Annotated in this window: 13 protein-coding genes and 1 riboswitch; of the genes, 11 read left to right on the top strand and 2 right to left on the bottom strand. The window is 61.1% G+C overall.

All coding sequences use genetic code 11. The features are described from left to right. Positions 1 to 57 precede the first annotated feature (57 nt). The 10 genes from IP76_RS19635 to cobO all read left to right on the top strand — a co-directional run bounded on the left by IP76_RS19635 (position 58) and on the right by cobO (position 10,929). Positions 58 to 1,047, top strand: a complete 990-nt coding sequence (locus IP76_RS19635) for an RluA family pseudouridine synthase (protein WP_054159935.1) — start codon at positions 58 to 60, stop codon at positions 1,045 to 1,047. Next, a complete protein-coding gene (locus IP76_RS19630) occupies positions 1,044 to 1,697 on the top strand; it encodes an HAD-IA family hydrolase (RefSeq protein WP_054159934.1) in 654 nt (217 codons plus the stop codon). Before IP76_RS19635 ends, IP76_RS19630 begins: the two co-directional genes overlap by 4 nt. Positions 1,698 to 1,809: 112 nt before the next feature. Further along, positions 1,810 to 2,616: an ATP12 family chaperone protein gene (locus IP76_RS19625; RefSeq protein ID WP_054160019.1), complete on the top strand. Its 807-nt coding sequence runs from the start codon at positions 1,810 to 1,812 to the stop codon at positions 2,614 to 2,616. Between the two features lie 61 nt (positions 2,617 to 2,677). Beyond that, a complete protein-coding gene (locus tag IP76_RS19620) occupies positions 2,678 to 3,418 on the top strand; it encodes a hypothetical protein (protein ID WP_054159933.1) in 741 nt (246 codons plus the stop codon). Between the two features lie 88 nt (positions 3,419 to 3,506). Next, positions 3,507 to 3,876, top strand: a riboswitch (cobalamin riboswitch). Positions 3,877 to 4,001: 125 nt separating this feature from the next. Next, positions 4,002 to 4,532, top strand: coding sequence for a bifunctional adenosylcobinamide kinase/adenosylcobinamide-phosphate guanylyltransferase (gene cobU, locus IP76_RS19615; protein ID WP_054159932.1), 531 nt, complete (start codon positions 4,002 to 4,004; stop codon positions 4,530 to 4,532). A 3-nt stretch (positions 4,533 to 4,535) separates the two neighbouring features. Beyond that, positions 4,536 to 5,612 carry a cobalamin biosynthesis protein CobW gene (cobW, locus tag IP76_RS19610; protein ID WP_054159931.1) on the top strand — a complete coding sequence of 359 codons (1,077 nt, stop codon included), beginning with the start codon at positions 4,536 to 4,538 and terminating at the stop codon, positions 5,610 to 5,612. Position 5,613: 1 nt separating this feature from the next. Further along, entirely contained in the window at positions 5,614 to 9,453 is a 3,840-nt protein-coding gene (cobN, locus tag IP76_RS19605) for a cobaltochelatase subunit CobN (RefSeq protein ID WP_054159930.1), read from the top strand. Then, positions 9,446 to 9,865 carry a GFA family protein gene (locus tag IP76_RS22935; protein ID WP_082352632.1) on the top strand — a complete coding sequence of 140 codons (420 nt, stop codon included), beginning with the start codon at positions 9,446 to 9,448 and terminating at the stop codon, positions 9,863 to 9,865. The genes cobN and IP76_RS22935 overlap by 8 nt, the downstream gene beginning before the upstream one ends. Then, positions 9,862 to 10,296: a GNAT family N-acetyltransferase gene (locus IP76_RS19600; RefSeq protein ID WP_054159929.1), complete on the top strand. Its 435-nt coding sequence runs from the start codon at positions 9,862 to 9,864 to the stop codon at positions 10,294 to 10,296. Before IP76_RS22935 ends, IP76_RS19600 begins: the two co-directional genes overlap by 4 nt. A gap of 3 nt (positions 10,297 to 10,299) precedes the next feature. Next, positions 10,300 to 10,929, top strand: coding sequence for a cob(I)yrinic acid a,c-diamide adenosyltransferase (gene cobO / locus IP76_RS19595; protein WP_054159928.1), 630 nt, complete (start codon positions 10,300 to 10,302; stop codon positions 10,927 to 10,929). 33 nt (positions 10,930 to 10,962) lie between these two features. Here cobO and IP76_RS19590 read toward each other — a convergent pair whose 3' ends face one another. Further along, positions 10,963 to 12,261 carry a glycosyltransferase gene (locus IP76_RS19590; protein ID WP_054159927.1) on the bottom strand — a complete coding sequence of 433 codons (1,299 nt, stop codon included), beginning with the start codon at positions 12,259 to 12,261 and terminating at the stop codon, positions 10,963 to 10,965. 240 nt (positions 12,262 to 12,501) lie between these two features. Next, positions 12,502 to 13,287 (bottom strand): TSUP family transporter, encoded by a 786-nt coding sequence (locus tag IP76_RS19585; protein WP_054159926.1) that lies wholly within the window; start codon positions 13,285 to 13,287, stop codon positions 12,502 to 12,504. Between the two features lie 329 nt (positions 13,288 to 13,616). On the opposite strand from IP76_RS19585, the gene IP76_RS19580 reads away from it, so the two are divergent. Then, positions 13,617 to 14,957 (top strand): sirohydrochlorin chelatase, encoded by a 1,341-nt coding sequence (locus tag IP76_RS19580; protein WP_054159925.1) that lies wholly within the window; start codon positions 13,617 to 13,619, stop codon positions 14,955 to 14,957. Positions 14,958 to 15,380: the final 423 nt, after the last annotated feature.

Raw genomic sequence — 15,380 nt, 5'->3', positions numbered from 1 at the left:
GAAATCTACTAAAGGCACGGAACGAAGGGCTTTGCCCGCAAGGATGAAAGAAGACTGATGGCTGGCATCGAACATATCACCGTCCAGGCTGACGAGGCGGGCATGCGGCTCGACCGTTGGTTCAAGGTCCATTACCCGGGCCTCGGTTTCGGTGCGTTGCAGAAACTGCTGCGCTCGGGTCAGGTCCGCGTTGATGGCGGCCGCGTTAAGACAGATGCCCGAGTTCAGCCCGGTCAGGTTGTGCGCATTCCACCCATGGATGTCGACGCCAAGAAGACCGGCCCGATCGCCAGTCACGACTTGAAACATGGTGACGACCACGAACTTCTGTCGCGCATGCTGCTGCATGAGGACGAAAAGGTCTTCGTGCTGAACAAGCCCGCCGGCCTTGCTGTGCAGGGCGGTTCCGGCCTCAACCGTCACATTGACCAGATGCTGGAAGCCTGGACCAGCAAGCGGGGTGAAAAGCCGCGCCTCGTGCACCGCCTCGACCGCGATACCTCCGGCGTCCTGGTCGTCGCCCGCACGCGTGGCGCCGCCCAGAAGCTGACGGCGGCCTTCCGCGAGCGCGACACCAAGAAGATCTACTGGTCTCTGGTCAAGGGTGTGCCGCGCAAGCTGGAAGACAAGATCTCGACCTGGGTGGTCAAGGACCAGACGGACGAGGGCGACCGCATGCGGGTCTGCCGTCATGGTGAAGAGGGCGCCGACCACGCCGTCTCCTATTACCGTGTAATCGATACCGCGGCCCAGAATCTCGCCTGGTTGGAGATGGAACCCTATACGGGGCGCACCCATCAGCTGCGCCTGCATGCGCTGCATATCGGCCATCCGATCATCGGCGACCCGAAATACTTCATCGACGACCACAACTGGGATTTTCCGGGCGGTGTGCAGAAGCGTCTGCATCTGCATGCACGCTCCATCGATCTGCCGCATCCCAATGGCGGGCGTCTCAAGGTCACGGCACCCCTGTCGCCGCATATGGTTCAGACCTGGAACCTGCTCGGCCTCGACCAGCGCGATGGTGACAGGGACGACGAATGAAGCTGGTTCTCTTTGATTGCGACGGGACGCTGGTCGACAGCGCAGGCCTGATCCATGAGGTTATGCGCCACAGCTTTATGGCCTTTGGCAAGCCGGAGCCGGCATTCGAGACGACAAAGTCGATCATCGGACTGACGCTCGATATTGCCATCGCGCGCATGGACGGCAAGCCCCATGCCGACGATGAGGCTGTTGCCATGGCGGCGCACTACAAATCGATCTTTCGAGACGTGCGCGAGACGTCCGGCTTTGGCGAAACCATGTTTGACGGCATGCGCGCCGTGCTCGACACGCTGATCGCCCGCGACGACATCTTGCTCGGTGCCGTGACCGGCAAGTCGAGGCGTGGGCTCGAGATCATTCTGGAGGGGCACGGCTTGAAGGAGCGTTTCCTGTTCAACCGCACCGCCGATGATTGCCCTTCGAAGCCGCATCCGGCCATGGTCGCCGAATGCTGTGCCGAGGCGGGTATCGCACCGCGCGAGACGATCGTGATTGGTGATGCGATCTATGACATGCAGATGGCCAAGGCTGCCGGCGCCACAGCAATCGGCGTTTCCTGGGGTTATGCTGCCGTCGACGACCTCTGGAAAGCCGGCGCCGACGCCGTCGTGACCCAACCGGCCGACCTTCTGGCCTATATTCACTAGGCTGTCTCGGGTGGCGCAAGGTCGCCCGACATGCCCTATCTGATTGTTGTTTCGCATTTCCGGACGCAAACCCAACAAGGCGCTTTTGCTGGAAATGCTCGAGGAGACTGACATGCGTGACGAACTCAGCCAGGACATCTTTGGCACATTCGTGCCGGAACCCAGCCACGCAGATCCTGTCCGGCGGGCGCAGATCCAGATGAAACGCCCGCTGCCGAAGCGGTTCTACACAGACGTGACGATCGGGGAGAACGAGGGCGGTTTCGCCATCCTGCTTGATGGCAAGTCCGTGAAGACGCCGGCCAAGAACGCCCTTGTGCTGCCGACCCTGGAGGTTGCCGAACTGGTGGCTGCCGAATGGGCCGGGCAGGGCGAGGAGATTGACCCTGGCACCATGCCGATCACGAGACTGTCCAACACCGCCATTGACGCCGTCAGTCAGAGCCTTGATGCCGTTTTTGACGAGATCGTTCTTTTTGCCGGTTCGGACATGCTTTGCTACCGAGCCGAGGCCCCAAAGGAACTCGTTGAGCGCCAGGCTGCGCGCTGGGACCCCGTGCTGGCATGGATCGCCGAGGCGCATGCAGCCCGCTTCATTCTGGCAGAGGGTGTGATCCACCAGGCTCAGCCATCTGAGGCCATCTCCGCATACGCCGCGGCGCTGGAACGGCATCGCAACGCGTTTGCCCTGTCGTCTATCAATGTTGTCACGACGCTGACAGGGTCGGCCATTCTCGGTCTCGCCTTTGCCGAAGGCGCCTTTGATCTCGACGATGTCTGGTCGCTTGCCCATCTCGATGAAGACTGGACAATCGAACATTGGGGGACGGATGCCGAAGCCCAAGCACGACGCGAAAGCCGTTACCGCGAATTCGCTGCTGCGGCGTCGTTGTTTACGGCCCTTCAGTCGCGGGATTAACCGCTCGATAACTATGATGGGCGGATGCTCTGGCTGGTAGAATCAGCAGCCAGGGACCGAAATGCTCGCCCGCAGCTTCCGCTCGATCATTGCGCTCGGGCTCATGCTTTGCCTTTCCTCCTGTATCGGCTTGCCGAATGCGGGGACCGGCAGACCGCTCGTCTACAATATCCGCAGCGTCAGCGTGATGGCGAATGCCACTCTGCCACTTGATCTGCTTAGCAGCGTCGATCAGCGGGTGGGATCGGCGATTGCTGCAACCCGCCCGCCGCAAGGCGCCCAAAGGGTCGTTCTTCTCGTTCGTATCGATCGCCTCGACAAGGGTGATAATGCGCGCCGCCGCATGGACCGCGCCCGCTTTACGGTGACCGCTACCTCCGTCGAAACTGGCGAACCGGTGGCTGAGGGCCAGCTGGTGGCCAACGCGCCGACAGACGATCCGCGTTATGCCAATGAGGCTTTGGCGGAGGAGATTGCAGCTCGCATCCGTTACGCCTTTTCGCTGAAGACACCACAGGTTAGACGGCTACCCCCACAACGGACGCTGTCGACCCGGTTGATGGATCAGATCGCGGCTTGGCCTGCAAAACCTGCAGAGGCAGCGCGCCCGGACGCCCGCGCGCCGGCCTTGCCGACGAAGGCCCCACTGCCGCCTGCCGCAAACGGGGATACGCCCGTTCAGGCGCCACCGCCACGCGCTGCGGCGAGGCCTCCCAGCACGGTGACGGATGGCGCCAGCGGAGCCGTCCGGCTCGGTAAAGGCTGCGATGCGACCACCAACCCGAACTGCCTCGCGCCATAGCGCTTTATGCCTTCCCTGTGACTGTTTGTCCTCAAGTGGACGCGCCAACCCGTGTCGTCGGCGTGATTGACTTGCGCGTTGGGGCCGCCTAATTCTGATGTCGGATGGTTTTCGGATCGCAGGAATGCAATCCGGAAAGCAAAAGGGAATGCGAGGACATGGACCCAGATCGGGCATGTCGAACGCAGCCGACCCCGCGACTGTATTGCAGCGAGGGTCTCCTATCCGGATGAAGCTGGGCGGGCAGCATACGCATGGTGCGTTCGTTGCTCCGTTCTTCGCCAAAGCCGGAAAAGCCACTGGGGTGGCGACACGATCAGCCGGGGCAGGACGCCTCTTTCTCTACGAATCGTCCGCTCTTTCGTGTCGCCTCTAAACTCCGGGAAGGCGAGGGAGACCCGTTGGCTAAGCGCCACGACCTGTGAGCCAGGAGACCTGCCATCCGGCGGACATGGTGTCCACATTGGGGAAATTTCCCCGTTGCCAGCACGGAGGTTGTCGTGGCGACGTTTCAGATGGGCTGTCCCTGCCGGGGCCGTCGACGGTTTGTGCGCGCCATAGGCTCCCTCCACGGAGGACGGCCATGAGCGGCCATGATCGGCTCTCCACACTGGTGCTTGGCGGCGCCCGGTCCGGCAAGTCGCGTTTTGCCGAAGGATTGGCGCGCAAAAGCGGGCTTAACCGCATCTATCTTGCCACCGGCCGTGCCTGGGATGACGAGATGCAAACCCGTATCGAGACCCACAAGGCAGACCGCGCCGGCGATGGCTGGACGACGCATGAAGAACCTCTCGATCTGGTCGGTGCACTGAAATTGCTCGATCGATCCGACAGCGTCATCCTGATCGATTGCCTGACGCTCTGGGTCACCAATCTGATGATGGAGGAGGGGCGAGACGTGGATGCCGAGGGCGTAGCTCTTGCCGCGCTGCTCCCGAAACTAAGCGCTTCCGTCATCCTTGTTTCCAATGAAGTCGGTCTCGGCATCGTGCCGGAAAACCGGATGGCCCGTGCCTTCCGCGACCATGCCGGCCGCCTCCACCAGTCGGTCGCCGTAGAGGCGACAGACGTCTATTTCGTTGCGGCCGGATTGCCGCTGAAAATGAAGGGTTGAACCATGTTGCAGAAGAAGATCCCCGCGACCGTTATCACTGGCTTCCTCGGTGCGGGCAAGACCACCATCATCCGCAACATGCTGATGAATGCCGGCGGCAAGAAGATCGCTCTTATCATCAACGAATTCGGTGATCTTGGCGTGGATGGCGACGTGTTGAAGGGCTGCGGCGCTGACAATTGCACGGAAGATGACATCATCGAACTGACCAATGGCTGCATCTGCTGCACGGTTGCAGACGACTTCGTGCCGACCATGCAAAAGCTGCTCGATCGCGATGTAAAGCCGGATCACATTGTCATCGAGACCTCGGGCCTGGCTCTGCCGCAGCCGCTGGTCGCCGCCTTTAACTGGCCGGACATTCGCACACGTGTGACCGTCGATGGCGTCGTCACCGTGGTCGATAGTGCCGCCGTCGCTGCGGGCCGCTTCGCCGATGATCATGACGCGGTCGCGGCACAGCGTGCCGAGGATGACAACCTCGACCATGAAAGCCCGATCGAGGAACTGTTCGAGGATCAGCTGACCTGTGCCGATCTAATAGTTCTCAACAAGACCGATCTGCTCGACGCCACTGGCATTGCTGCCGTGCGCGCCGAGGTGACCGGTCGCACCAGCCGCAAACCGTCGATGATCGAGGCGAAGAACGGCGAAGTGCCCTCGCTCGTCCTGCTCGGGATCGGCGCCAGCACTGAAGACGATATCGACAATCGCAAGTCCCATCATGAACTGGAGCATGAGGCGCTGCATGCCTCTGGCGCCGACCACGATCACCACCATGATCACGATGAGTTTGAAAGCTTTGTTCTGAAGCTGGGCGAAGTCTCCGATCCCTCGGCCTTTATCGATCGGCTGAAGCCTGTCATCGAGAAGCACGACATTCTCCGCCTCAAGGGTTTCATCGACGTGCCCAGCAAGCCCATGCGCCTCGTCATCCAGGCCGTCGGAACCCGCGTCGACACGTATTTCGACCGCCCCTGGACATCTAGCGAAAAGCGCGAAACGCGCCTGGTGGTGATCGGACTGCATGAATGGGATTTCGCCTCGGTCGTTGAGGACGTCCAGGCAGCCGCGGCCTGATATGCATCTGCTTCTTGCCCAGAAGGGGTCGATCAGCGACGGCGACGAGGCAATCGACCTCGGCCAAACAGCCGGGGACGTTCTATTCCTCTCGGCGGCGGACACGGAATTGGCAGCCGTCGCCGCAGCCGTTGCTATAAGGGGTGACGAGACGTTTTCCTGGCGGCTTGCCAGCCTGATGGCGTTAAAGCACCCGATGTCGGTCGACACCTATATCGAGCGAACCGCGCGCCATGCGCGGCTGATCGTGGTGCGGGCGCTCGGCGGTGCAAGCTATTTCCAGTATGCGCTGGAGGCTTTGCATGCGGCGGCGCGACGGTCCGGTGCCGCCATCATCGTCCTGCCAGGTGACGACAAGCCCGATGCCGGGCTCGAGCCGTTTCAATCCTGCATGGAGCAGGATCGCCAGGCCCTGTGGAGCTACTTGACCGAGGGTGGCGAAGCGAATGCCCGGGCCTTCGTGGCCTATGCCGAGGCAATGCTGGCTGATGTAGAAAAACCCGAACCGGCGCGCCCTTTGCTGAAGGCTGGAATCTGGTGGCCGGGCCGGGGCGTGATGGGTGTCGAGGAATGGCGAGCGCTGGCTCTTCCTTCAGCCCGTGGCCAAGGAGAGGGTGCCCGAAAAGCGGATAAGGGGCATGGCACCGAGCAAGATCGGCCCTTTGCCCTCACCACTGCCCCTGAACCAACGAGGGCGGATGTCGTCCCCATCTGCTTCTACCGGGCCCTTGTTCAGAGCGGTGAAACGGCGCCGGTGGAAGCGATGATCGGTGCGCTCCAGGCAGAGGGCCTCACGCCGCTTCCGATTTTCGTCTCGAGCCTGAAAGACCAGGTCTCCGTTGATACACTGAGAACGATCTTCGTCGTGGCGCCGCCGGCCGTGGTGATCAACACAACTGGCTTTGCTGTCTCGACGCCGGGGGCGCGCAACCCCGGGACAGTCCTAGATGAAACCGGTGCCGTAATTCTACAGGCGCTGTTTTCATCATCGCCACGCAGCACCTGGGAGGCATCAACGCAAGGCCTGAGCGCCCGCGATCTGGCCATGAGCGTCGCCCTGCCGGAAGTCGATGGCCGCGTGCTCACGCGTGCGGTCTCCTTCAAGTCGAAGGCCCGGTTTGACGAACGGGTAGAGACCAATCTGGTCAGCCATGAACCCGATATGGGCCGCATGCGCTTCGTCGCAGCGCTTGCCGCCAACTGGGTCCGACTGCGCAATACCGAGCCGTCTCAGCGGCGTGTTGGGCTTGTCATGGCCAATTATCCGAACCGTGACGGCCGTCTCGGCAATGGCGTCGGGCTCGATACGCCGGCCGGCACGATCGAGGTCATGCGGGCGATGCAGATCGCGGGCTACGATGTCGGCGATCTTCCTGAAGATGGCGACGCGTTGATCCAGTCTTTGATGGCGGGCCCAACCAATGCGGCGACCGATGGGCGGATCATCCGTGAACGGATATCTGTAAGTCAATACAAAAGTTTCTTCCAATCTCTTCCGAAAGAAGTTCAAGAAAGAGTCGTGGGGCGCTGGGGTGATCCGGTTCATGATCCCTTTCATCTCGACGGATCCTTCGCCCTGCCACTGATGCGCTTTGGCAAGCTGGTCATCGGCATTCAGCCAGCCCGTGGCTATAATATCGACCCCAAGGAAACCTATCACTCACCGGATCTCGTGCCGCCGCATGGGTATCTTGCCTTCTACGCTTTTCTGCGCCGCGAATTTGGTGCTCAAGCTGTCATCCATATGGGCAAGCATGGCAATCTCGAATGGCTGCCAGGCAAAGCGCTGGCCTTGTCCGAAACCTGCTTTCCCGAAGCCGTGTTCGGACCAATGCCGCATCTCTATCCCTTCATCGTCAACGATCCCGGCGAGGGCACGCAGGCCAAGCGCCGATCCTCCGCCGTCATCATTGACCACCTGACGCCACCTTTGACGCGCGCCGAAAGCTATGGGCCGCTAAAGGATCTTGAGGCGCTGGTCGACGAATACTACGAGGCATCGGGCAGCGATCCACGCCGTCTCGTTTTGCTGAAGACGCAGATCCTCGACCTGATCGCCGATATCGGCCTTGATCAGGATGCGGGCATAACCAAGGGCGAGGCCGAGGAAACGGCGCTGGAGAAGCTCGACGCCTATCTCTGCGACCTGAAGGAAATGCAGATCCGAGACGGCTTGCATATCTTCGGTCGGGCGCCCGAAGGCCGGCTGTTGACGGATCTCGTTGTGGCGCTCGCACGGGTGCCGCGTGGCATGGGCGAGGGTGGCGACGCCAGTTTGCAGCGGGCGATCGCGGCGGATGACGGAATGCCATTCGATCCTCTCGACTGCGTCCTCTCCGATCCCTGGACCGGAGAGAAACCGGCCATCCTCGCCGATCTCACCGATGCGCCCTGGCGCACCCATGGCGACACCGTCGAGCGCATTGAATTGCTCGCTGCCAAACTCGTATCCGGAGAGATCGCTTGCCCTGAGAATTGGCCGCGGACCCGGGCCGTTCTCACCGAGATCGAAACACGCCTCAAACCCGCCGTCGTCTTGTCCGGTACCGCCGAAATCGAGGGTCTGCTGAAGGGGTTGGCCGGAACCTTCGTACCTCCTGGGCCATCTGGCGCACCCACTCGGGGCCGACCGGACGTGCTGCCGACCGGCCGCAACTTCTACTCCGTCGATAGCCGTGCCGTGCCGACACCGGCGGCTTACGAACTCGGCAAGAAGTCGGCCGAACTCTTGATCCAACGCTATGTGCAGGACAATGGCGAATGGCCGACCTCCTTCGGCCTGACGGCCTGGGGCACGTCCAATATGCGCACTGGTGGCGATGATATTGCGCAAGGCTTGGCACTGATCGGCGTCAAGCCGCTCTGGGATATGGCATCCCGTCGTGTCACCGGCTTCGAGGTAATTCCGCAGGCCGTACTCGGCCGTCCGCGTGTTGATGTGACACTGCGCATTTCCGGCTTTTTCCGCGATGCCTTTCCCGAACAGATCACGCTCTTTGACAAGGCGGTGCGGGCGGTGGCGGGTCTTGACGAGGACGAAATCGACAATCCCATTGCTGCACGCGTGAAGGCCGAAACCGAAAAGCTCAAGCGCGAAGGGCTCGACGAAAAGCAGGCGGCCCGCCGCGCCGGCTACCGTGTCTTCGGCTCCAAGCCTGGAGCCTATGGCGCGGGCCTGCAGGCGCTGATCGACGAGAAGGGCTGGAGTGACCGCGCCGATCTCGCCGAAAGCTATCTCGTCTGGGGTTCTTATGCCTATGGCGCCGGGGAAGAGGGCAAGTCCGAACGTGGCCTCTTCGAGCAGCGCCTGCGCTCGGTCGAAGCCGTGGTCCAGAACCAGGACAACCGCGAACACGACCTGCTCGACAGTGACGACTACTATCAGTTCGAGGGCGGCATGACGGCGGCGGTCGAGCAGGTCGCCGGAAGCCGTCCCAAGGTGTATCACAACGACCATTCGCGACCGGAAAAACCGGTCATCCGCAGCCTTGAGGAAGAGATCGGCCGCGTCATCCGCGCCCGCGTCGTTAATCCCAAGTGGATCGAAGGCGTGATGCGCCACGGCTACAAGGGTGCCTTTGAGATCACCGCCACGGTGGATTACATGTTCGCCTTTGCTGCCACCACCGGGGCTGTGCGCGACCATCACTTCGAAGCGGTCTATCAGGCCTTTATTCTGGATGAGCGCGTGCGCGCGTTCATGGCTGAGAAAAATGCGCCGGCTCAGAAGGAACTGGCTGAGCGCCTGACCGAGGCGATCGACCGTGGCTTATGGACGCCGAAGAGCAATTCCGCCAAGTTTTCCCTGGTCGAACTGGCTGGAGGAGGACAGCATGACTGAAGCAGCTGTGGGAAGGGCAATGCCGTTGAGCGGTCGGTGCCTGTGTGGCGCCGTAAGCTACAAGACGAGCGGCCTGGTGCGCACCTCTGGCCATTGCCATTGCGAGAGCTGTCGCCGTGCGGCGTCATCACCCGTCACGACCTTCTTCACGGTCCCTCGAAAGGGTACCGAACTTGTCGGCGACAGTCTGCGCTACTACGCCTCGTCTCCGGGGGTGCGCCGTGGTTTCTGCGGCACCTGCGGTTCACCCATGTCCTTCGAGACGGTACGCCGCCCCGAGGACATTGATCTCTATGTCGCAAGCCTTGATGCCGGATTGTTCGTGCCCATTCGTGAGCACTGGCACTGGGACGAGCGCGTCGACTGGCTGAATGTGGTCGACGATCTGCCGAAGAGCGAGGGCGGCGTATGACGGATGCGATCCGTGTCGACGTCGTCGATGACAAGGATGAGGCCTTTATCGCCGCGACGCTCGACATCCTTGACCGTACCGCGACCGCAATCGGAAAACCCTTTGACGGATGCGATTTGCAGATCCGGGCCGATGATGACAACGGGGAGCTGGTCGGCGGATTGTTTGCCCGGGAAATTCAGGGCTGGCTCTTTGTTAAATATCTGGCCGTTGCCGAGGCCGCGCGCAACCGGGGTATCGGTGCGCGTCTTCTGTCCAAAGCCGAGATGGAAGCAAAACGGTTGGGGCTTGCTGGGGTTTATCTCGATACTTTCTCTTTCCAGGCGCCGCGATTTTATCTGCGCGCGGGCTATGTCGAGATCGGCCGACTCCCGGAGACGGAAGGTCGGCCCGCCCGAATCTGGTTTGCCAAGACATTTGAAAAGGACTGAACGATGACAGAAGACATTCCAGCTCCAGAGGCTGATCTCGCCCGTCACGCCGAGAAGATGGCGAAGAAGAAGGCCGCCCGCGACAAGATCATGGCGACCAAGACCGACGAGAAGGGCCTGATCATCGTCCATACCGGCAAGGGTAAGGGTAAGTCCTCCGCCGCCTTCGGCATGATCTTCCGTCATATCGCCCATGGTCGTAAATGCGCGGTCGTCCAGTTTATCAAGGGGGCCATGTCGACGGGCGAGCGGGACCTGATCCTCCGCCACTTCTCGGATCTCTGCGAATTTCATACCATGGGTGAGGGGTTTACCTGGGAGACCCAGGACAAGGCACGCGATATCGCCATGGCCCAGGCCGCCTGGCAAAAGGCCAAGGACCTTATCCGCGATCCCTCGAACTTGATGGTGCTCCTGGACGAGATCAACATCGCCATCCGATACGACTATATTGATCTCTCCGAGGTTCTGGAGTTTCTGGAGACCGAGAAGCCTGAGATGACCCATGTGGTTTTGACCGGTCGAAACGCCAAGGAAGAGCTGATCGAGCGCGCCGATCTGGTGACGGAGATGGAGTTGGTCAAGCATCCGTTCCGCTCGGGCATCAAAGCGCAGATTGGCGTCGAATACTGAACGCAATTGAGGCGCGTCCCGAGAGCGTGCCGGTCAATCGCTTTCCAGGCTTTGCCGCAGGCGCGGCTCGTCGAGCAGGCCTTCGGCTTGCAGACGGGAAATCGCCGTCGCTGAGCCGTCTTCCTGCCGCAGACGCTTGGCCAATGCTTCGGCGCATGCCCGCATATCTGGTGCTTCGATCCTTCGGATCGCCGCTGCGAGCTTGTCGACGGTAAGGTTGTTACGGGCAAGAGCCGGGGGCGCGACCCCGAGCCGATGGAGGCGCGAGGCCCAGAAGGGCTGGTCGCCGAAGACCGGCGCGACAATGGAGGGAATGCCAGCCCGTGCTGCGGCAATCGTCGTTCCGGCCCCGCCGTGGTGAATAGCGCCCGCCATACGGGGAAAGAGCCAGTCATGCGGCACGTGGCGCACGACGTGGATTGGATCACCAGCCGCAATCTGCGCGCCGTCCAGACCACCCCAGCCAGTCGCCAGAACGAAGCGCCGTCCGGTAGCCCGTGCCGTGGCGCGGATCATCGCGGTGAGAGCCTCGGCATCGGCACTGAACATGCTGCCGAAACCGACATAGATCGGCTTCGCGCCCGAGGCGAGGAAGGCCAGCAACGCCGGTGACGGTTCGAAGCCGCCAGTCGTGTCCAGGACCCAGGGACCGGTGACTGCGATCGTAGCGGGCCAATCCGACGGCGGTGGTGCCAGAACGGAACTATAGCCGAAGAGCCGAAGATGGGCTGCCTCCACGGATGTAAGCGGCCCGCGTCCTGAATAGGGCGCAAGGCCGAGTGTCGGGCGGACAACCTCCTGATAGGCCGGGCTCATCACATGCCAGACCATGCGGCGCGAGAGTTGACCGAGACGCCGGTTGACCCATGCCGGTAACCGATACATCCAGTGCGGAAGCGGCATGAGTGGCGGATTGTCGGAAGGCAGGGTGGGAACCACCTGTGTCTCGACAACAGGCACGCCAAGGCGTTCGCCAAGTGCTGCTGCCAGCAGGAAGACCATGCCGTTTCCGATCAGAAGTTCGGCATCCTTTGCCGCTGCCAGTCCCTGCTGAGGCCAGTCAGCGGCAAGCAGCTTCAGCCGGGCGCGGAACTTCCGGATCATCGCGAGCGTGGCCAGTCCTTGGCCCTGCAGATCCTTGTCCTGTCGCATCCAGGTGTGGAAATCGCCAGAGAGCCTGAAATAGTCGAGGCCGTTGGCGGTGACGAGGTCTGCGCAACTCTGGTCCGTCGCTACGGTCACGGCATGGCCACACCGTGCAAGGGCGACGCCTAGCGCAACGAGCGGCCGGACATCACCCTCGGTGCCGATGGTGAAAATCGTGATGCGCATTCGCCAAGCCCTTGCTGAAGACGGCATGGGTGATGAAAAGGATTAGGTGATGAAATCGCCGGTGTCCCATGCCCTGCCCATGGTGCAAAAAATCGGCCGGTGGCGTCAATTCTCAGCGATCTAGGGGTATTAGACGACGACTGCACGGTTCCGCGCGTTTAGTCACGGTATCGCCCTAACGTCATTCGACCTGCAATCGAACGGCCGTAGCCGTTATAAACGCACCCTTGCTTGCTCGACTTAGACGCCAAGGAAGACCCAAATGGGGTTCGTCGGATCCATCAGCAGTCGGATGGCGAGAGCCACACAGGTGAAGATCAGCAGTGGCTTGATAATCTTGGCCCCCTTTTTTATCGCGAAACGCGATCCTGTCTGCGCGCCGAGGAACTGCCCGATACCCATCATCAGGCCGACTTTCCACAACACCACGCCGTTGAGCAGGAAGATCAGGAAGGCGCCGGTATTCGAGCCAAGATTGAGAAGCTTGGTATGAGCCGTCGCCTTGAGCATGCCGAACCCGGCCAGGGACACGAAGGCGAGCATGAAGAAGGAACCTGTGCCGGGACCGAAGACGCCGTCATAGAGGCCGATCAGGGGAACAAATGTCAGGCCGAATACAAGGGGGGCAATGCGCTGGTGACGGTCTTCGTCGGAAATATTCGGCTTGAGTGCAAAATAGAGTCCGATGGCGACAAGCAGGAAGGGCATCAGCGCTCGCAGAACGTCGCCCGGCACGATCGTGGCGATCAAGGCGCCAAGCGCGCCACCAAGTGTCGCCATCCCCGCCATCGGCAACTGTTTTTTCAGATCGACATGGCCTTTACGGGCGTATGCGAGTGTCGCGGAACCGGCCCCGAACATCGACTGCAGCTTGTTCGTTCCCAATGTTTCTAGCGGCGGGATACCGGCAATCAGCATGATCGGTATGGTGACCAATCCGCCGCCACCGGCAATTGAATCGATAAAACCGGCAATGAAGGCAGCAACGAACAGGAGGGCAAGGGTGTGCAGGGCGAGATCGGCCACGGGGACACTCGGGTTTGTCTGGGGTGCGGCCCTTGTGCACCAAAGCCGCAAAGTGGGCAACTGCGTTTGACCCGTCCTGCGACGGTCGGCTCTGTGGACTGGCGCTTCCATCATAGAATGCGCCGCAATCTGGTTTGACCGTTTGATGACGCTTCGATAAAGCTCAGGGTAATGTGCGACGGCGCCTGTTCGACAGGCTGGAAATAGTCCGGTGCGGCCGACCCAAGCAGGGGGCCAATTCCGGAGCTGTCCCAAAGGCCATGGACCGTGCTGCAAACCGCGCGCGTCCGGCGCTTCGTACAGGGAGAGCAACGAAGCAGGAGGCCGACATGGCGGAAAAACTCGGAATCATGGTCTGTGGCCATGGCAGCCGCAATCAGAATGCGGCGAAGGAATTTGCCGTGATCGCGCAGGCGCTGCGCGCGCGCAATCCCGATATGCCGGTCGAATACGGTTACCTTGAATTTTGCAATCCGGTCATCGCTTCCGGTCTCGACAGCTTGCGCGAAAAGGGCGTGACCCGGGTCCTGGCTGTGCCCGGCATGCTGTTTGCTGCTGGCCACGCCAAAAACGACATCCCCTCCGTCCTCAACACATACCAGGCCCAGAACCCGGGCATGGTGATCAATTACGGCCGCGAACTCGGGATCGACTTGAAAATGATCCGGGCCGCCGGCGACCGGATCCAGACGGCTGTCGACGAGGCGAACGAAACCCTCGGCTTTGTCGAGAAACACGATACGCTGTTGATGGTCGTCGGCCGCGGATCGTCAGACCCGGATGCGAATTCCAATGCTACCAAGGTCATGCGCATGCTCTGGGAAGGCATGGGCTTCGGCTGGGGCGAGACCTGCTATTCCGGCGTGACATTTCCGCTTGTCGAGCCGGGTCTCACCCATGCCGCAAAGCTTGGCTACAAGCGCATCATCGTGTTCCCGTACTTTCTCTTCACCGGCGTCCTGGTCAAGCGCATCTACAGCTACACAGATGAGGTCGCGGCGCGTCATCCAGAGATCCAGTTCGTCAAGGCAAGCTATCTGAACGACCACCCGCTGGTTCTTGATGCCTTCCAGGACCGTGTCCGGGAGATCCTCGAAGGCGCGGCCGTCATGAACTGTCAGATGTGCAAATACCGCGAACAGGTTCTCGGCTTCGAAGCCGATGTCGGCCAGCGCCAGGAAAGCCATCACCACCATGTCGAGGGTATTGGTGGCGGACTGGAAAACTGTCCGTGCAAGGGGGATTGTGACGCCTCCTGCCGCGATCCCGATTTCTGCAAGGAGCATGGCTTGCCCTATACGCCCGTCCACTCCCACGCCGAACCGAACGACTTGGAACCGGCTTTTGACTATGCAGCCTCCACCACGCTTGGCGGCAAATATGGCCATCTGTTAAACGCGGCTCCCGATGCCGGTCTGGAAGCCGTGATGAATGCGCCGTCCAGCGGCAAGAGTGCCGCACACGAGCATGGCCCCAATTGCGGCTGCGGTGGTCACCATGCTCACGATCATCACAACCACGACCACGGTCATGACCATGCACACGGGCATTCCCATGATCACGACCATGGCCATAATCACGGCCACGGCCATGATCACGGGCACCATCACGCGCCGTATCCTCATGCGGACCATCCTCTAGGCCCGAAGTCGATGCAGAAGAAGACGTAAATGCCTCTTTTCGATCGCTATCTGGTTGTTGACTGGTCAGGCGCTGGACAACCGGTGACGGGCCGTAACTCGCTCTGGGCCTGCATGGCCCGGCGTGAGGGCGACCGGATCGTGGTTGAATGGGTGGAGAACGTGTCGACCCGTCACGGGTTCATGCGTCGTCTCGAAACGATCGTCCGATCCGCTCTGGATGCGGGCGAAAAACTGCTGTGTGGTTTTGATTTTGCCTTTGGCTATCCACAAGGGACAGCTGAGCGTTTGACCGGCCGGGCCAACTGGCGAGCCCTGTGGCGGAAAATTGCAGCCGAGATCGAGGATGGCGACAATAATGCCAACAATCGCTTCGCTCTCGCCTCGCTCTGGAATGGAACCTATTTTCCCGGGGAACCGCGCTTCTGGGGACGGCCGCATCAACATGCCTAT

The sequence above is a fragment of the Rhizobium sp. AAP43 genome (assembly GCF_001296045.1).
Lineage (GTDB): Bacteria > Pseudomonadota > Alphaproteobacteria > Rhizobiales > Rhizobiaceae > Allorhizobium.
Note: the sequence above shows the minus strand (reverse complement) of the source record. Positions and strands in the feature narration are given on the sequence as shown.